Annotated in this window: 19 protein-coding genes and 1 riboswitch; all 19 genes read right to left on the bottom strand. The window is 46.6% G+C overall.

Annotated features, from left to right (window positions below; translation table 11 throughout):
- A partial coding sequence (locus PPA03S_RS16725) for a collagen-like repeat preface domain-containing protein (RefSeq protein WP_157284210.1) occupies positions 1 to 1206 on the bottom strand: 1206 nt, incomplete at its 3' end.
- 197 nt (positions 1207 to 1403) lie between these two features.
- A complete protein-coding gene (locus PPA03S_RS16720) occupies positions 1404 to 2801 on the bottom strand; it encodes an ATP-binding protein (RefSeq protein ID WP_174532142.1) in 1398 nt (465 codons plus the stop codon).
- Positions 2802 to 2856: 55 nt separating this feature from the next.
- Positions 2857 to 3573, bottom strand: coding sequence for a response regulator transcription factor (locus PPA03S_RS16715; protein WP_017687664.1), 717 nt, complete (start codon positions 3571 to 3573; stop codon positions 2857 to 2859).
- A 150-nt stretch (positions 3574 to 3723) separates the two neighbouring features.
- Positions 3724 to 4986 carry a cytochrome c biogenesis protein CcsA gene (ccsA, locus tag PPA03S_RS16710; RefSeq protein WP_062324419.1) on the bottom strand — a complete coding sequence of 421 codons (1263 nt, stop codon included), beginning with the start codon at positions 4984 to 4986 and terminating at the stop codon, positions 3724 to 3726.
- Positions 4983 to 6656, bottom strand: coding sequence for a cytochrome c biogenesis protein ResB (resB, locus tag PPA03S_RS16705; RefSeq protein ID WP_062324418.1), 1674 nt, complete (start codon positions 6654 to 6656; stop codon positions 4983 to 4985). Before resB ends, ccsA begins: the two co-directional genes overlap by 4 nt.
- Positions 6657 to 6670: 14 nt before the next feature.
- A complete protein-coding gene (locus PPA03S_RS16700) occupies positions 6671 to 7198 on the bottom strand; it encodes a redoxin family protein (protein ID WP_062324417.1) in 528 nt (175 codons plus the stop codon).
- 131 nt (positions 7199 to 7329) lie between these two features.
- A complete protein-coding gene (locus tag PPA03S_RS16695; protein ID WP_024634051.1) occupies positions 7330 to 8079 on the bottom strand; it encodes a pseudouridine synthase in 750 nt (249 codons plus the stop codon).
- Positions 8080 to 8298: 219 nt separating this feature from the next.
- On the bottom strand, positions 8299 to 9117 hold the full coding sequence (locus PPA03S_RS16690; RefSeq protein WP_062324416.1) for a S1 family peptidase: 819 nt from the start codon (positions 9115 to 9117) through the stop codon (positions 8299 to 8301).
- A gap of 65 nt (positions 9118 to 9182) precedes the next feature.
- On the bottom strand, positions 9183 to 9716 hold the full coding sequence (locus tag PPA03S_RS16685) for a spore maturation protein (protein WP_062324415.1): 534 nt from the start codon (positions 9714 to 9716) through the stop codon (positions 9183 to 9185).
- 6 nt (positions 9717 to 9722) lie between these two features.
- Positions 9723 to 10349, bottom strand: a complete 627-nt coding sequence (locus tag PPA03S_RS16680; protein WP_062324414.1) for a nucleoside recognition domain-containing protein — start codon at positions 10347 to 10349, stop codon at positions 9723 to 9725.
- A gap of 18 nt (positions 10350 to 10367) precedes the next feature.
- The gene (locus PPA03S_RS16675) at positions 10368 to 11555 is read right to left on the bottom strand and encodes a D-alanyl-D-alanine carboxypeptidase family protein (RefSeq protein ID WP_062324413.1); all 1188 of its coding nucleotides are present in this window, start codon (positions 11553 to 11555) and stop codon (positions 10368 to 10370) included.
- 133 nt (positions 11556 to 11688) lie between these two features.
- The gene (ytfJ, locus tag PPA03S_RS16670; protein WP_062324412.1) at positions 11689 to 12171 is read right to left on the bottom strand and encodes a GerW family sporulation protein; all 483 of its coding nucleotides are present in this window, start codon (positions 12169 to 12171) and stop codon (positions 11689 to 11691) included.
- 197 nt (positions 12172 to 12368) lie between these two features.
- Positions 12369 to 13100: a DUF2953 domain-containing protein gene (locus PPA03S_RS16665; protein ID WP_062324411.1), complete on the bottom strand. Its 732-nt coding sequence runs from the start codon at positions 13098 to 13100 to the stop codon at positions 12369 to 12371.
- A 178-nt stretch (positions 13101 to 13278) separates the two neighbouring features.
- A complete protein-coding gene (gene scpB, locus PPA03S_RS16660) occupies positions 13279 to 13950 on the bottom strand; it encodes an SMC-Scp complex subunit ScpB (RefSeq protein ID WP_062324410.1) in 672 nt (223 codons plus the stop codon).
- Positions 13919 to 14719, bottom strand: coding sequence for a segregation and condensation protein A (locus PPA03S_RS16655; RefSeq protein ID WP_062324409.1), 801 nt, complete (start codon positions 14717 to 14719; stop codon positions 13919 to 13921). The genes scpB and PPA03S_RS16655 overlap by 32 nt, the downstream gene beginning before the upstream one ends.
- Before the next feature lie 102 nt (positions 14720 to 14821).
- Positions 14822 to 15289, bottom strand: a complete 468-nt coding sequence (ribH, locus tag PPA03S_RS16650) for a 6,7-dimethyl-8-ribityllumazine synthase (protein WP_062324408.1) — start codon at positions 15287 to 15289, stop codon at positions 14822 to 14824.
- Positions 15290 to 15377: 88 nt separating this feature from the next.
- Complete coding sequence (locus tag PPA03S_RS16645; RefSeq protein ID WP_062324407.1) at positions 15378 to 16619, bottom strand: bifunctional 3,4-dihydroxy-2-butanone-4-phosphate synthase/GTP cyclohydrolase II; 1242 nt, start codon at positions 16617 to 16619, stop codon at positions 15378 to 15380.
- Positions 16620 to 16664: 45 nt separating this feature from the next.
- Positions 16665 to 17333 (bottom strand): riboflavin synthase, encoded by a 669-nt coding sequence (gene ribE, locus PPA03S_RS16640; RefSeq protein ID WP_062324406.1) that lies wholly within the window; start codon positions 17331 to 17333, stop codon positions 16665 to 16667.
- 39 nt (positions 17334 to 17372) lie between these two features.
- Entirely contained in the window at positions 17373 to 18476 is a 1104-nt protein-coding gene (gene ribD, locus PPA03S_RS16635; RefSeq protein ID WP_062324442.1) for a bifunctional diaminohydroxyphosphoribosylaminopyrimidine deaminase/5-amino-6-(5-phosphoribosylamino)uracil reductase RibD, read from the bottom strand.
- 362 nt (positions 18477 to 18838) lie between these two features.
- Positions 18839 to 19004, bottom strand: a riboswitch (FMN riboswitch).
- Between the last annotated feature and the right edge of the window lie 83 nt (positions 19005 to 19087).

Here is a 19087-nt window from a genome sequence, read left to right as displayed (position 1 = left end):
TGGTACTATGCCGCTTAATCCTGCGCCTGTGGCACCTGTAATTCCCGTAGGTCCGGCGCCTGCAAGCAATGTATAATCAGGTGATGAACCCAGAGTTCCAGTTGGTGACGCCACATTCGTAATATAAGTACTGCCGTTAAATGTTACGACTTGGCCCGCTGGGTATGTCGGAGCTATGGCCGGATTAAATGGAACTACTCCATCCAATCCTATGCCTGTTGCCCCTGTAGTCCCAGCACCTGCAAGCAAAGTATAGTCTGGAAAACTACCTGGTGTTCCGGTTGGCGATGCTACATTTGTAATGTAGGTACTACCGCCAAATGTTACAATTTGTCCTGCTGGATATGCCGGTGCAAGCGTCGGATCAAACGAAACCGAGCCCGTTAAACCCGTCCCCGTTGCCCCGGTTGTTCCGCCTGCCAAAAATAACGTGTAGTCTGGGGAACTTCCCGGTACACCCGTGGGTCCATTTGCATTTACAACATAGAGACTACCATTATACGAAACCACTTGATCTTGCACATAGCCAGGTGCCTGAGCTGAATCAAAAATGGAAATATCATTCAGTCCAACTCCTGGAGCCCCCTCTGACCCTGGTACTCCCTGTGGTCCTACCGGCCCTACTGGCCCTACTGGTCCCGCTGGGCCGGCTACTCCTCCTGGTCCAGAAGGGCCTGGCACCCCGGGTACACCCGGAACACCAGGTACTCCCGGTGGACCTGGAGGGCCAGGGGTTCCGGATGTACCAAATGAACTTGTGGCACGACTTAACGATATGGATATGGATCGGATCAATCCGACCAGTTTATCTTTTTCGGCAGGAGGAACTTCCAGAAGTAATGTCACGCTTAATAGATCATCTAGTAGATTTTGTAAATTACCCGCCAAATTGATGACTGCTACAGGTACAACTTCAGAACCTGCAATGGTGAGTTCCAGCACAGATTGCAGTTCCGCTTTCACGCCAGGACGGAAACTGGTGGTATTAAAGAAATGGAGTAAATTCCGTAGACTGTTTTGTAAAGCTAAAATATTGGCAGCAGTAGGCTGGCTGACTGCTGCCGGAATAGTCACAGCGAGAGAGTTCAAAATAGACTGAAACTGCTCCACTTCACTGGATGTTATTGGAATAAATGGCGATCCCGCTCGAAACGATCTTCCTTCCAGAAAAGCCTTAATATTAACCCGTTTTCTTTCATCAGGCATGCGTAATCCAATCCCCCTTTTACTTCCTTGTTTTTCAAGCTTATGTTATATAGGAGGCAAAATTATCTTGGACACTTTTTTATGCAAATAAAAAGTGACTTCTCATGTTCCACGTTGAACAAGATTAAACGGTACTGTTCAACAAAAAAAGCACCCTCAACAGGAGGGTGCTTTCGCACTTTTTGTATGAAATCGGGCTATTTCGAGGAATCCACAGGAAATTGTAAGATAAACTCCGTACCTTCACCAAGTACACTGTTTACGTTAATGGTGCCGTGATGGGCATCCACAATATTTTTCACAATCGCAAGACCCAGTCCTGTACCGACACTTTCACCTCGAACACGAGCCTTATCCGCTTTGTAGAACCGTTCAAAGATGAATGGCAGATCCGAAGACGGTATGCCCACCCCTTCATCTTTTACAATCACTTTAGCTGCCGGTGTACGCATATCTGTTAAGAGCTCTGCCGATATGACAACATGTTTTCCCGATGGTGTGTGCCGGAATGCATTATCCAGCAAATTCGTAAACACCTGTTCAAGCCGATCTTCATCGGCCTGGTGAAGTTCAATGGAAGACTGTCTGCATTCAAACTGAAGATGAATATCCTGTTCCTTAGAGCGAACGGAGAACTTCCTGTATACCCGTTCCAGCAGCTCAACCAGATCAACTTCCTTTACGGCCATATCCGTATGTCCCGCTTCCATTCGGGCAAGATCAAGCAGATCCTTAACCAACCTGCCCATACGTAAAGACTCATCATGAATAACTTGGATTAACTCTTCGCTTTCTTCTGGAGAAGCCGCCATTCCATCCAAAAGAGCCTCACTGTATCCTTGCATCATGGATAGGGGAGTTCGTATTTCGTGAGATACGTTTGCGACAAAATCACGCCGCATTTTCTCCAATCGTACCTCTTCCGTTACATCACGAAGCACAGCTACAGCACCACGTACGACACTATCCGCGTATAAAGGTGCCATCTGAACAGACCAGACGCCCTGTTGCACATGAACGTTAGAGTTCTGATCCCTGCCTTGTTCCATGACCGCTTTGAATAACGGAACGAGCGGTTCGGGTACTTCCCGTAAGGAGCTAGCCGAGTTGTCCGATTCTTTTCCTTCACCCATCTGCGCCCAGTCAAGATCACACCATGCCTGCATCATTTTCTCCCCAGGAGGATTGGTTAGAATCACTTTACCCTCACCGTCGAATGTAACTACTGCATCCGTCATGCTTCTGAGAACACTCGCCAAATGTTCCTTCTCATGGTTAAGGTTGCGGATATTATCCTCCAACTGTGCAGCCATGTGATTAAATGTATTTCCCAATTCACCGATCTCATCACTTGTCACAAGGGAGAGACGTGTACCGTAATTCCCTTTACGTATGGCATTTGCTGCCTGGATTAACTGCTGCATCGGTTGCGTAATTTTCGTAAAAAGAAACAACGCAAAGAAGGTCGTCAGACTGAAACCGATTATACAAACATATGTGAATAAACGTTTGATATCTCTAGACTCAGATTCAGCAAAATTCGTATCAATATACGGCAGCAAAAAAAGACCCAGCGCTATGAGTACACAGCCCACAAGGCAAATAATGGTGATCCATAACTTCCCAACCAGCGATCTCCAGAAATTGAAACTATTTCGGTACTTCCAGTTTATAACCCACACCCCACACTGTCGTAATCATCGCCGCTGATTCTGGCGATACTTTGTTCAATTTCTCACGAAGACGCTTCACGTGTGTATCCACAGTCCGAAGATCACCAAAGAATTCATAATTCCATACATCCTTGAGCAGTTCTTCCCGGGAGAAAACTTTGTCCGGTGATGTCGCAAGGTAATGCAACAGTTCATATTCCTTAGGCGTAAGACTGATCTCTTCCCCACCCGCAGTCACCCGGTGAGCGTCATGTTCAATGACCAAATGTGGGAATACAATATTGTTACTCGAATTACTCTCTTTCGAAAGATAGGCTGTCGCTGAAGATCGGCGCAAAATCGCCTTCACCCGGTAAATGACTTCACGCGGACTGAATGGCTTAACTACATAATCATCTGCGCCAACTTCGAAGCCCTGAACCCGGTTAATTTCTTCGCCTTTTGCAGTAAGCATCAACACCGGCGTTGATTTTACCTGACGCAGACGTGTACATACTTCAACTCCGTCCATCCCTGGTAACATTACATCAAGCAAAATCAAACCATAGTCACCCGCAGTTGCTTTACGCAGCGCAGTTTCCCCGTCTTCTGCTTCATCAATTTCATAACCTTCTTTTTCGAGATACATTTTCAAAAGTCGGCGGATTCTCTCCTCGTCATCCACAACCAGTATACGGTTCTCATGTTCAGCCATTTCACTCCAGCCCCTTTGCAATAACTCCTCATCACTTCTATTATGTTCGATCTGGCGAACAATATTTGAAAGCCCCTATTGAAAGAAGGGGCTTTCACATACGTTTCATGGATTTCTCTCCGGAACTTTACGAAAACAAAACTTCCTATCCTAGTCTGCCCCGGCGTAAGAATGCAACCCTGCAATGATTAAATTGACACCCACGAGCGTAAACATAACGACCAAGAATCCAAGCACAGCCAGCCAAGCAGACTTGCGGCCCTGCCAGCCTCTGGACAAACGCAAATGCAGGTAGACACTATAATATAACCATGTTATCAGTGCCCACACTTCTTTGGGATCCCAGCCCCAGAAGCGGCTCCAGGCAATCTGGGCCCAAATCATGGCAAAAATTAATGCACCCAACGTAAATATAGGGAAACCGATAGCAATTGCACGATAGCTAATTTCATCCAGATCATCGGCATCAATACCATCCAGCATCGGTTGTAGTGCTTGTCCAAGCGGTTTTCTTACAATTAAACGAATAAGACCGTACAGAATAAGACCTACAATCAACGACCAGACTACTGTATTTAGTTTACGCCCGGCATTAACTCCATTCATCCAGGAAGGCGTTTCAAGTAAAGGTTCCTTCATGCCAAGAAACGGTTTGATACTCTCCACTTCGCTATTATAAGGTGCGAAAATGGGAGGCATGCGATAAACCACTTTCTCTATTGTACTATTTTCCTGTACCTCTGTGTCAATGCTAGTGGTTTTCTGTACAAAAACCGCCTCATATCCGGAAGCACGGAAAGCAAATACAATGCCGATAAAACCGACAACGACCACAATGGTAATCATCGTAAATTCGACCCATCCACGCTGGCGTCTGGAGGATTTGTCCTTGCCGCTAAAGTCGACAGTACGCAACAAATACATGAATCCGGCTGCAAAACCGACAGCGAAGAATGCTTCTCCAAAAGCGGCCAAAGTCACGTGAATCTTGAGCCAAATCGACTGCAAAGCAGGAATCAGCGGCTGCACTTCCTGAGGAAATACAGCGGCATATGCCATAATAATGATGGTAAGAGGCAATGCGAACAATCCAAGCAAGGATTTACGATAAATGGCGTAAACTACAATAAAAGCCACCATAATCATCATGGATAGAAAGCTCATAAACTCATACATATTACTTACAGGTATATGGCCTGCACCTGCCCAGCGTGTACCAAAAAAGATAAGATGTGCAGCCAATGCAACAGTTGAAGCGATAAAAGCCCGCTTTCCCCAACGCTCTACATGAGCCTGAGGATCGCGATTACTCCATTTCTTTCCCATAACGGCAACGCCATATAACATAAATGCAGCACAATATAGAAAAAAAGATACGATAAATGCGTCGCTGCTGAAATCCAATAAACTCATGCTTGGTTCCCCCCGTTATCCAACGACTTCTCATCCACTTCAACATTCAACTGTTTTAACACAGCTGCAACTTCACGTCTGAAGCCAAACCAGTTTTTATTGGTATGTCCGCCCAAGGTAAGCTGTCCGCCATCAATCCGAATCCAAATGCGTCGATGGTGCCAGTAAAAGCCCATAACCAGACCCAACATGACAATTCCTGCCCCAACCCACACAAAAGGCATGGCTTTATCAATACGGATATTGAGGTAACTTACGGATTGAATGATGTCAACCTTGTCCATACTGTCCACTTCCAACTGGAGAGGAATTTCTCCTCCATTCAGCTGTTTGTTAATTTCGTCCTGCTGAAAACGCTGTTTATCTATCTGCTTCGCAAAATATAAGTACTGCATTCCCTCTTTAGGTAAATCGGGCCCCTTGATGTTAAACAGAAAGGCAGGCGCATTCGGTGAAGGAGACTTCGATTTGGGCTCTCCATTTTCATCCAGACCAAAATCCATATATTTTTCTTTCACTGTCAGACGATAAGCTCCAGCTTCGAACGTTCGCTGCGTATCCACCATATCAATTTGGAGCGAACCGTACTTCTCACCCGTCTTGGTATTGACCAGATCAGGTGTTACCGAACGGATCGTTGGCGTCAGGTCATAATCAAACTGATACGCTTTCAATCCGTTGTAATTCAATGGATGGTTCACTTGAACGTCATGCCTGGCCACCTCAGACAATTGGGGTTTCTTTGAAGGGTCTGAACAATCTGCGGTACATTCGTACAAAACCACTTTGGTTTCGAACAGTTTTGGAACCGTTTTGTTCAAGTTACGAAATTGTTCAGGCACTTCATCTTCGGTGTAAAACTCTACGTTGAACTGTTCATTTTTTAGATACATGGAAGTATTCGGGATTTTCTTGATCTCCCCTTCAGGAAAAGCGACATGCTCATCCAGATTGAGGCCAGGGAGTCCACGCGCAAGTACTGCCAGCAGAAAAATAATCAGTCCGATATGGATAACGTACGGCCCCCAGCGACTGAATCGCTGTTTTTCGGCCAGCAATGCAGCACCCTCGGTGTGCACACGATATCTTTTCTTTTTAAGCGGAGTAACCGCTTTCTTGATCCAGTCTTCTGGTGCCTCTTCAATGGGGCCTTGGTACACCAGACGCTGGCGTGTAAGGAACTGCATGTGTTTCTGTATTTTTTGTTTATTCAGTGCTTTGTATAATGGAAGTACCCGGTCAAGACTGCAAATGACTAGCGAAGCACCGATCAGCACCAGCAGCAAAATAAACCACCATGACTCATATGTATGGGACAGACCCAGCAGATAATAGATATGACCCAACTGACCGTATGTGTCCTTGTAATAAACGGATGGATCAATATTCAGAAACGTACTTTCTTGTGGATAGATCGTGCCGAGCATGGAACCAACAAGCGTTAATACAATCATGTATACCGCAATTTTGACCGATGAAAAAAAGTTCCATATGCGGTCGATCATTTTGGGATTACTACGCTGCGAACGCCGTGCCATACCATCATAGCGCATTTCAAGCACTTCATCCGATTTAACCTCAGACTCCAGCAACGGTTTGCCGCATGCTTCACACAGCACGGTGCCTACCGGATTCTGGTGCCCGCACTCACACTTCGTATTCTGAAACACGACTAGACCTCCTGTCAGGGCTGCTTCGCCAGTTGTGAAATTTGAGCGTCAAGTGTGTCCAAGTCAAGTTGACCGATATGAATGGTGGAGATTTTACCCGTGTCGGAGACAAAAAATGTGGTTGGCATTGGAGATATGCCGAAATCCCGGATCGAATTTTTGTCACGGTCAAGCATAATAGGAAACGTTACGCCCACCTGCTGCACAAAATTTTCAACGGTCATCTGGTCTTCCCCTACATTGATACCAACAAATTGCACACCCTTGTCCTTCCATTTGTCCGCTTGCGCTTGAAGTGCAGGCATCTCTTTGACACAAGGCTCACACCATGTTCCCCAGAAGTTGATCACCATGGCTTTGCCTTTGTACTCCTCAGACGTATGAACTTGACCATCCAGGCTCAGCAGTTCGAAAGAAGGAGCTTTGTCTCCTTCTTTCGGTTTGCCATTCGAGCCGGATACCGATGTAGTAATCGCATATCCGCCCAACACCAGGATCAACAACAAAATAACGATTTGCACCGCTCTTCTTGATTTCCCCATGTGCTGCTCCCCTTTTAAGTAACTATCATTCGGATATAACGGTCTCGGACAACTGTGAACATCCTATGAACAATTATAGCGAATTTCGTCACAAAACTGCGGCGGTTTTATGAAGATTATGTGTCCTCACATTACCTTTTTTTCATTTTTTTGGCGGGTTCTGATTTGGCGAGGGTAATTAGGTTGTTAACTTCCTCTTTGGTCAGATTGCGTGTGAGCCCACGTTTCAGGTTTTGCAGCAAAATACCACCGAACGAGATCCGTTTCAGACGTGTTACCGGATGATTAATCGCCTCAAACATACGTCTGACCTGACGGTTACGCCCTTCGTAAATCGTGATGGAAATAACAGCTTCATTCCCTGCCGTATCCACATCCTTGTACTCGACCTCTGCCGGAGCTGTCATCCCGTCATCCAGCATAATGCCTGTCTTTAATTTCTCCAAGGCAGTACCATGCGGAACCCCTTTAACGGTTGCCAGATACGTCTTCGGTACGTGATGCTTCGGATGCGTCAGCAAATGAGCAAATTCCCCATCATTGGTCAGAATCAGCAAGCCTTCCGTGTCATAATCCAGACGACCAACAGGATAAACCCGCTCTTTGACACCTTTAAGATAGTCGGATACAATTTTCCGACCTTCCGGGTCTGAAGCACTTGTGATAACACCCTTCGGCTTGTTCAACATCATGTACACTTTCTTTTCACTGCGGATCGGTTTTCCATTAACCGTAATCATATCCTCTTCGGGGTTCGCTTTCGTACCCAGTTCGGTTACGACCTCCCCGTTAACTTCCACTTTGCCGGACAGGATCAGTTCCTCGCTCTTGCGGCGGGATGCAATGCCTGCCTGAGCGATAATTTTTTGTAATCTTTCCATGTTTGTCATGTCACCTCACACTAATGATACCCATCAAGACCGGAAATCACAAGGATAATCCATCGATTTTGTAAACGCAGGGTCTGAAAATGCCTTTTGAACTGTGTTTAGTTATGAGTTCAGACCAAAAAGCTCACCTTCTCACTGCCTGTATGCAACAGGAAGCGTCAAGGTGAACCTTTCCCTTTCAATCCTATGTAACCACTAAAACAAATAAGCTTAACTGGCTACTTTACCGGCTACAACGACCTGTTTTTTGGCAGGTGCTGCGCTTTCTTTAATGAAGGATTGCAACGTTTTGGAAGTAATAAAATAAGTGCGTCCTCCGTATACAAAGGTCATCATGCCAATAACCCGGTTGTTCTGATCCAGAACTGGGCCACCTGAATTGCCCTGTGCCACTGATTTTACGATACTGCCGATCCCTTTCTTGCCTGGGACGTCCGAATCTTGCGAATTAAATACCCGGCTCTTGGCTACCGTATTGTAGGTTGAAGGAAACGGCTCGTCCAACAGCACGAGTTCCCCAGCAGGATTTTTGGGAAATCCGATCGTATAGACAATTTGGTTATCCTTTGCATCGGCGAAGGTCACGGGTTGTGCATCGATTGCTTTGTCCAGCTTGAGCAATGCCATATCCGTCACCGGATCTGTTTTGATGATTTTGGCCTTCACAGGCTTATCCAGTTGACCCGGGCTCGCTACAGTCAGTGTCCCTTTGTCCCCGTCAGACAGTTCAGCAATATCCTGAACGACATGATAGTTGGTGAGCACTTCATCCTTGGAGATCAGTATGGAGGTACCCACATCATAATATACTGTATCGGGTTCATCCTGCTTCTCCAGACGTACGTTCACAACGGGGAAAGAATCCGCTGAAACCGCCAGTTGAGCACGCAGTTGTTTATCGAAATACCCCGTAAAATGAATCGTATTAACGGCTTGAGCTGCGGCCAGCCCCGTCTGTCCTCCTAGCAACGCAATGGCAAGCATTCCTGACATTCCGAAGCGGAGCATTTGTTTCCAACTCTTTTGCACGGTTCCCACTCTCCTCCGCTATTATTCTAGCATAATTCATATATCGGTAGGAAAGGGCCGCTTTTTTATCCAAATACAATTAAACATATGACCAAGGCAGCAATGAAACCAACCACATCGGAAAACAACCCGACTTTGAGGGCATAGCGGCCATTTCGTATGCCTACGGCTCCAAAATAAACAGTCAATACATATAGAGTTGTATCCGTACTCCCTTGAATTGTGGAAGCCATGCGGCCAATCATAGAATCAGGACCATAAGTTTTGATCAGATCTGTCGTAAAGGCGAGTGAGCCTGTCCCGGTCAATGGACGTAAAATGCCAAGCGGCAATACTTCTCCCGGAACCCCCATCCAGGACACGAGTGGAGCGAACAGACTAATCACATAATCCAGTGCACCCGAAGCCCGGAATACACTAATCGCTACCATCATGCCCACCAGATGAGGAATAATGCTGATTGCCGTGGAAAATCCATCTTTGGCCCCATCAACAAAGGATTCGTAAACCGGTACCTTTTTGGTGAACGCATATAATGGAACAAACGCGATAATAACCGGAATGGCCCAGACGGAAATCCAGTTGATGAAGGTTAACAACGCTACTCATCCTTTCATAGCGGGATTGTCACTTTTATGTACTCGCGGCGGTCTGTGAAGTGCCCTGTTGCGGTACCAACGATCAGCTGCGATGGCTGCAAATGTCGCGACAATCGTTGCCATCAGCGTTGTCCCTACGATTTCCGTAGCATTTGCAGAATGATAATTGAGCCGTATGGCTATCAGGGTTGTTGGAATAATAGTGATACTCGCTGTATTCAACGCCAGTAAGGTACACATGGCAGGGGACGCTGTTTGTTTATCCGGATTCAACTCCTGCAGTTGCTGCATGGCTTTGATCCCCATTGGGGTGGCCGCATTGCCGAGGCCAAGCAGATTGGCACTCATATTGGATAAAATGTAGCCCATGGCTGGATGATTCCGCGGAACATCGGGGAACAAAAAGCCGACGACCGGACCCAGCAGCTTCGCAATCCGACCCAGCAATCCGGCGTCCTCAGCCATTTTCATCATCCCCATCCAGAATACAAGTACACTGATCAGCCCAAAACATACGGTTACTCCGGTTGCCGCTCCATCAAAAGCCGCCTGGGTAACGATTTCAATATTCCCCTGTGCTGCAGCAAAAGCAAATCCAGTTACGATCATGATAAGCCAGATCAGATTAATCAAAAGATAACCCTCCCCTCTTTATGGAGATAATAAATGGCTTAATACTGCACGCCATGCGGAAGCCCAGGTGGAAATTTCACCGATCCCACCCCATGTTGCGTCCTCTGTCTTCGGTTCCGGCGGAATATAACTCCCCTTGCGGTATACAGGGATGGAGCCCACAAGTTCTCCGTCAAGCTGCATATCAATTCTCCCAGCCAGTCCAAAAGAAGGATCTGTCGATTTGGCATCCCCTTCTGAGCCTTCCTGAACGCGATTTTCGAGTAGTATCAGCTTTTTCGTTAATGAGGATGTCTCACTCTTCGCCAAAGGATAGCTGAACCCCCGGCCTGTGACCACGTCCGTATTCTGTACAGGCTGTTCCTTTTTTGCAATTTCCACTAATGGGAAATTTTCAAAACCGAAATCCAGCATGCGAGCATGATCGTTCCAATCATCGCCGTCGTTCAGGGTTACCGCAGCAAGTTGTTGTCCATTTCGAGTAGCAGAGCTGACCAGACAGCGGAACGCCTTTTTGGTATATCCAGTCTTCACGCCATCGGCTCCCTCGTACAGCCGCAGCATTTTATTTTTGTTTTGCCAAAAGTACTCCCAGCTTTCATTCGGATTTGGAGCCGACTTGTTCTCCGTCGCTACAATTCGTTTGAAAACCGGATTCTTGAGCGCATACGCGGTTAAGCGTGCCAGATCATTGGCGGTGGAGTAATGACCGTCTGCGTCAAGTCCATGAGGATTCATAAAACGGGAATGGGTCAGACCGATTTGCTCTGCTTTTTTGTTCATTAAGAGTACAAATCCTTCTTCAGATCCACCGACATGTTCAGCAATTGCCGAGGCCGCATCGTTGCCTGACCGCAGCATTAAACCATATAGCATGTTTTCAAGCGTCATTTCTTCGCCCAGTTTGAGATAGAGAGAAGACCCTTCCTTGGCAAAAGCCGAAGAAGTCACTTTAACTTTGTCATCCAGTTTGCCATGTTCGATCGCTACAATCGCCGTCATGATTTTGGTCAAACTGGCAATTCGGAGTTCCTTATCCCCATCTTTGCTGTACAAAATCCGGCCCGACGTCACATCAATCAGAGCAGCGCTTTGCGCATGAGTTGAGGGCCCCGGTATGGTCCCTTGGGCTTCTGCAAGCCCAGATGAAGGAAACAGAAATAAAGGTACAAGCATACATGCCACAAATTTCATTAATTTTCGCATCGATTCATTCCTCCGGGTCACTTGGAATCTTGTACTAGCTTATGTCTGGACAACCCGAAGTATGTCCCAGTGTTAGAAAACAGCAAAAATCCCTTTCGCACTTTCACTGCGGAAGGGATTTTGACCGAATCTTTTAGCTGAACGTTGTAGGATTAGGTGTGACAGGTATGTCGGACTCCGCAGGCTGTGCTGTATTACGATTGCGGAGCATGTCCTGAATTCTGTCCATCACATAAGGTGTGGAATCGATCAGTTTCTCGAACAGATGCGTTGAATTGTCAAGCGGCACAATGTGAACGCCTTGTTTTCCAACCACCAGGAACGCAATAGGACGAATGGATACGCCGCCCCCACTACCGCCTCCAAATGGTGAAGCAACCGATGCAGAGCTGGCATGTTCAGTAGGGCTTCCAGCACTCGCTTTGCTGCTTCCTCCTTCATTAACGCGAAAATCACTGCCACCTGCAGCGAATCCGAATCCCACTTTACTGATTGGCAGAATGACAGTACCGTCAGGTGTTTCTACCGCATCGCCCACGATTGTATTGACATCCACCATGGCCTTGATATTTTCCATTGCGGTTTCCATTAAGCCTTGAATTGGATGATCTGACATTTAAATTCCCTCCAGTTTCATTTTAAGCTAGGTTTGGTCTAACCATATCATCCCCAAACTTGAAGGGAGTTATGTAAGTGAGCATTTCTCGAATCGCAGCCAACATGACGGGTCAAGAACTTGCAACATTCCGGTGCCGGTGGTTGGGCAACATTATACTCATCTTCGTGACTGTACACAGAGAGGACACCAACCTTCTATACATGTGATTTGCTGTTATGATCTTTCAGCTTTTGTTTACGTCTTCGTCTCTGCTCCTGCAAAAGTTTGAACCATGCTCGCCATCCTCCCTCTACCTGAAGCACACGAGTCATCAGTTTTATTCCCGCAATCAAAAGCGCTGTAATTCGAATTTTCATTTTCCAATCCAATTCGGTCTGAAACTTCATATCATCTTCCCACACCGGCACAACCTGCAGGACTGGCGTTCGTTCAAAATGGATTTGATAAGACAAATATCCAATAATGCTCGATTTGATACTCCATACCCAGCCAATGAGGATCGCCGTGTACGCTGCATCGCCGACACCCACGCGGGTAGACCAGGACATATGAGTCGTATGTACACGAGTGAGCGTTTGCTTAACCCAGAGCTTCAATGCATCTGTTGCCCGAAGCATAACTTTTACATCTTTTGCCCATTTTTTAACTTTTCGTTTGTTGACACGCTTGCTACTCTTGGCCTCTGCTCTTGAATGATTCATTCGCTGCTCCGTTTTCACCAGAAATCCTTCCTTCCAGTTACGAAAGACGATGCTGGGAATTTCATAGTTAATACGAACCATGCCATAGAGCAGACGAATCGTAATTTTGGCATAGTCATCATGATTTTGTTTACTGAATGTAAAATGCACATGAACATACGAGATGAGGACTGCGGCAAGCAGCAGTGCGATCAACAAGCCGATTCCTCCAAGCCAAACCCACACAGGCCTTACCTCCAAGCCCTCGATTCTTTTCTTGTCTAGTATGACACTCTATATAGGAAAAAATTCACGTCTGACCTGAAAATTCCATTCTAACTTCCAACATACAATTCAGCTATCCGAAAATAACAACAAAAAAACCGGCTCCCCTTCAGGGTACCGGTTATCAATCAGATCCATATTACGAATAAATGGAATCATCTTCTATGTTTAAATCTTGCATATCGTCCGTACTTTCATTGTCATCAAGATTTGTACGTTCCAGATCCAATTCCACAGGCTGCACGTCCAGCTTTTCAAAGAGCAACTGTGTCTCTTCCTCCAGATTTTCGGAATCTTCAAACAGCCCTGGCTCCGGCAGATCTTTGAGTGAAGCCAAACCAAAGTAATCCAGGAAAGATTTGGTAGTCCCGTATAGAATTGGGCGTCCAATCGCCTCAGCACGTCCCACTTCCTGAATCAGATCCTTGTTCACAAGCGTGTGGATGGCGCGTTCCGACTTCACTCCACGGATCTCCTCAATCTCTACCCGCGTGATCGGTTGACGATATGCTACAATCGCAAGTGTCTCTAGTGCGGCCTGGGATAGGGAGGTACGTGCAGGTGAGTATGCCAACTTCTCAAAATACGTCGCATGCTCCGGCAAGGTACCCAACTGCACAACCCCTGCAATTTTAAGAATTTGCACACCTCTCCCCTGATTGGCAAATTCAGCGATCATTTCCTCAATCGCGTCGGACACTAGCTCTATCCGCTGATCCACGATTTCGGCAATTTGTTTGATGCTCAGACCTTCTTCTCCGGACAAAAACAGCAGGCCTTCAATAATCGATTTCAATTTCGGAAAATCCATGATTCTTTGTTTCCCCTCTCCACTCCATAACAATATCCTCAAACATCCGTTCCTGATAGCAGACGATCTGTTTCATCTTCATCAGCTCCAGCACCGCCAGAAACGTGACAACAATCTCATGCCGATAGATCTGGTTATCCAACAGTTTTGAAAATAACAGTCTGCCTCCTGGCCCCATGCTTTCCAAAGCGCCGATGACATCACGGATGCGATCCTTAACCGATATTTCATCCCGATGGATCCGGGTAACAGTTGTCCGCTTCTCCGCCTTGCGCAGCGCCTTCTGGAAGGCAGCAATCAGATCCGAGGTATGTAATCCCTCCACCGGATTGGATTGTGCTTCTACGGGCATATACGGTCGCAAATCCTCGGGCTCTTTGGAAAAAATAAGGCTGCGTTCCCACTCCCGCTCATGTAAATGACGCGCAATTCCCTTGTATTTGCGATATTCAATCAGACGTGCAATCAACTCAGCACGTGGATCATAATCTTCTTCTTCCATATAAGCATAATCCTCAAAGTCCTCGATTACCGGTGGCTTGGGCAGTAAAAGTTTGCTCTTGATCGACAGAAGTGTTGCCGCCATTACCAGAAATTCACTCGTAATATCGAGCTCCAATTCCTGCATCGAATGCAGATACGCCATATATTGATCGGTAATATCGCTAATGGGAATATCCTGGATATGAATCTCTGCCTTATCGATCAAATGAAGCAGCAGATCCAAAGGCCCTTCAAAAGTCTCCAGTTTGTATGTCACTACCGTCACTAGACGAATCCTCCCGCCAGAAAAATAAAAACCCCCGCTAAGCCGCCGAATCCGGTCTCCCGTTTTCGTCTGCGCAGAGCAGGGCACTATATTAAATAAGCACTATTTTAGCTGTTTCGTCAAGTTCGCCATTTCAATAGCGGCAGTAGCTGCATCCCAGCCTTTGTTTCCTGCCTTTGTTCCGGCACGCTCAATGGCCTGTTCAATATTCTCTGTCGTAACCAGACCAAAGATGGTAGGTACGCCTGTTTTCAGGTTAATTGCCGCAACACCCTTAGCCATCTCATTGCACACATAATCATAATGCGTCGTTGAACCACGAATCACCGTACCGAGCGTAATGACAGCATCGTATTTTCCACTTTCGGCCATTTTTTGTGCAATCAACGGGATTTCAAATGCACCTGGAACCCAGGCTACATCCACTTCATTATCTTGCACACCGTGACGTTTGAACGCATCCAATGCTCCACTGAGTAATTTGCTTGTAATGAATTCGTTAAAGCGTCCTACAACCACTCCATATTTTAATCCTTCCGAAACTAAATGTCCTTCAAAAAAATGTGGCATTCAAGTCATCTCCCTAATTGTTTTATATGATGTACGCAGCTGATCTTCTGCACATTAGTTCACCCTGTTTACTTGTCAGAACAGCCACTCAGTTTTTTTCTTCATTCTGCTCGATATCATCAAACTTCAGCATATGGCCAAGTTTCGCCTGTTTCGTATGCAAATAGACCGTATTGTCCTCGTTCTCTTCCATCTGAATCGGTACACGTTCCACCACTTCAAGTCCGTAACCTTCAAGTCCTTTGATCTTGCGTGGGTTGTTGGTAAGTAACCTGATTTGACGAACACCAAGATCTTTAAGAATTTGGGCACCAATACCATAATCACGAAGATCGGCAGCAAATCCAAGCTTCAAATTGGCGTCTACGGTGTCCAGTCCTTCCTCTTGTAGTTTATAAGCTTTGAGCTTGTTGATCAGTCCAATGCCGCGTCCCTCCTGTCTCATGTAGAGCAGAACGCCATTGCCTTCTTCATGGATCTGTTTGAGGGCTGCATCGAACTGCGGACCACAGTCACAACGATGAGAATGGAATACATCACCTGTGAGACATTCGGAGTGCACGCGGACCAACACAGGCTTCGAGCCGTCAATTTCTCCTTTAACCAATGCTACATGCTCTTTGTTATCCACCGTATTGGTATAGGCTACCGCCTGGAATTCGCCAATATCAGTAGGCATACGTACAGCGACCTCGCGTTGAACGAGCTTTTCCTTTTCATTCCGGTAACGAATCATGTCCTGAATACTTATGAGCTTCAGATCATGTTTGCGGGCTATCTCCTGAAGATCTGGAAGTCTGGCCATCGTACCATCTTCCTTAATCACTTCACAGATTACGCCGGCCGGGTATGAGCCGCACATGATTGCGAGATCTACAGCCGCTTCCGTATGTCCGGCACGCCGCAGCACACCCCCGTCTTTTGCAATAAGCGGGAACATATGCCCAGGCTTGCGGAAATCTCCACTTTTGGCTTCTGGATCGATCAAGCCCTTCACTGTAATCGAACGTTCATGTGCCGAGATACCCGTTGTCGTATCCTTATGATCTACCGAAACGGTGAATGCCGTTCCATGAAAATCTGTATTTTGTTGAACCATTGGTTTCAAATTAAGTTCGTCCGCACGTTGCTGCGTAATGGGAACACATACCAGACCTCTACCTTCGGTAATCATGAAATTGATTACTTCCGGTGTAGCCTTTTCGGCCAAAGCGATAAAATCGCCTTCATTCTCCCGGTCCTCATCATCTACCACAATGACAGGTTTACCCCTCATTAAATCGTAGATCGCTTCTTCTATAGGGTTCAGAATGGATTGTTCTCCTGACATAGGTCCCCCTCCAGTTTCCATTTCAATTTATATTTAATCGATTCGTTAAGCAAATCCGTGATTCGCGAGGAAATCCTCACTGATACTTCTTGGCTTGCCTGCACCGCTCTCCTGATGGCCCTTACCGTAGTGCAGCAGATGATCCACATATTTGCCCAAAATATCACACTCAATATTGATGGTATCCCCTGTCTTTTTGACATTTAACACCGTTTCACCAATGGTATGTGGAATAATGGATACCGTGAATGCGGTCTGTGAAGTATGCACAACGGTCAGACTAATTCCGTCCAGGGTTACAGACCCTTTGGGTATCAGATATTTAAACAGCTGCGTATCATCAGGTTTGATCTCGAAAACAATCGCATTCTGGTCACGTGTTATGCCGCCAATGACGCCAGTGCCATCCACATGACCCTGAACAATATGTCCGCCAAAACGTCCCCCTGACAGCATGGCTCGCTCCAAATTGACTTTGCTGCCGGATTGCAATTGACTAAGATTGGTATGACGATAAGTCTCAGGCATTACATCAGCAGTAAAACCGCCGCCCTCCAGGGTTGTTGCTGTTAAGCATACCCCGTTTACAGCCACACTATCGCCAATCTTCAAGTCACTCATGATGGCGGAAGCTCCGATATTCAGGACCATCGCTTCGCCTTTGCGACCTATACGCCGGATCTGACCAACTTCTTCCACCAAACCGGTAAACATGCCACCGCCTCCTTTATCATTTCGTTAACCTAAATGTATCTATTCTGGCCAAACTGGAATTCCGCCAATGCTAATATTATCTCCAACTTGCTCAATTTCCAGCTGATGCAGTTGAATGGCCTGACTCATGCGCTCTACACCCTCGAAGCGGAAACTGCCTGGTGTGTCGTATCCTCCGACAATTTTAGGAGCAATAAACATGAGCAGTCGGTCTACCAACCGCGCTTCCAGCATAGCTCCATTCAGTGTGCCTCCACCTTCGAGCAGGATTGAACCAATCTCACGCTCACCGAGCTTACTAAGTGCACTCAGCAAATCTACACGCGGTCCAGGACCGCAACGTATAATTTCCACACCGTACGCTTCCAAACGCTCAGCTGCTTCAGCGCTCGCTTCATCCGTTGTAAGCACCCAAGTGGGTACAAGGCCATCCTTAACCATTTTGGAGCCTACAGGCAGACGCAGCTTGGAATCCACAACAATCCGCACCGGGCTGATGCCTTCCACCTGCAAACGAGTGGTCAACTCCGGATTGTCAGCAATTACAGTTTCCACTCCAACCATAATTCCTTGATGGCGATGGCGTAGAGCATGCACGATCTCACGTGCCGGCTCGTTAGAGATCCATTTGCTGTCACCGCTACGAGTAGCAATTTTGCCATCCAGAGTAGAGGCCGTCTTTAAAGTTACAAAGGGGAGACCTGTTGTAATGTATTTAATGAATTTTTCATTCATCCGTCTGCCTCGCTCACGCAGTACACCCACTTCAACTTCAATTCCATGTTGACGCAGCATGGTGATGCCTCTGCCGGAAACTTGCGGATTCGGATCTTCACAGCATACAATGACACGTTTCACTTTCTCGTGAATGAGACGTTCGCTGCAAGGGGGGGTCTTGCCATAGTGACTGCATGGTTCGAGTGTAACGTAGACTGTACTGCCTTCCGCTTCGCTGCCCGCCATATTCAGTGCATGTACCTCTGCATGGCCCGTCCCCCGTTTCAAGTGACTGCCCAGGCCTACAATACGGCCCTCCTTCACAACGACACAACCTACAACCGGATTAATTCCTGTCTGTCCTTGCGCCCGTTCTGCCATATCCAACGCCAGCGCCATATAAAATTCATCATTTATCATTTCCAATCCGTTCACCCCACGGTTAAAATCTTAGTAAACTGTATCGTCCTCCCTTCCAACAGAGAGGCATGTTCCATATCTAATAAAAAATCCCCGTCGAACAATCCGTTCGATGGGGATGATGAGAGACATGTGTCATCAGCAATACTATTGATACAGTGCCAACAACACGTCGCCCAAAACTTCATTTCAGGCAAGTGAAAGCAGACACATACCTTAATGAACTTCAATTACAGGTAAAGAGCTTCTATGATGTGGCATATGTATAAAGAAATGCCGGATGTAACCGGATTTCTCCCTGCACAGAAATGAATTCGTCAAAAACTGTACAGCAACACTACTGCGGAATGCGGCCGTAAGGACTGCATCCTCTCCTTCTCCCATCCAGACTATACTGTCGGTTCTGGAATTACACCAGATCAGCCATCTGCCACGGGCAGACGGGTCACGGACTTTGCACTTCGTGCTGGATTGACATCCTCACACGACTGCATCACCGCCGGTAGGGAATTACACCCTGCCCTGAAGGATTCGCTTTCGTTATTAATTGGATGTTAGCACTTTAACGCCAAAAAATCAATTGTTTTTTGTTCCTTTTTGTCACATACTAACTTTTA

Origin of the sequence: Paenibacillus pabuli NBRC 13638, from assembly GCF_001514495.1 — a bacterium.
GTDB lineage: Bacteria > Bacillota > Bacilli > Paenibacillales > Paenibacillaceae > Paenibacillus > Paenibacillus pabuli.
Note: the sequence above shows the minus strand (reverse complement) of the source record. Positions and strands in the feature narration are given on the sequence as shown.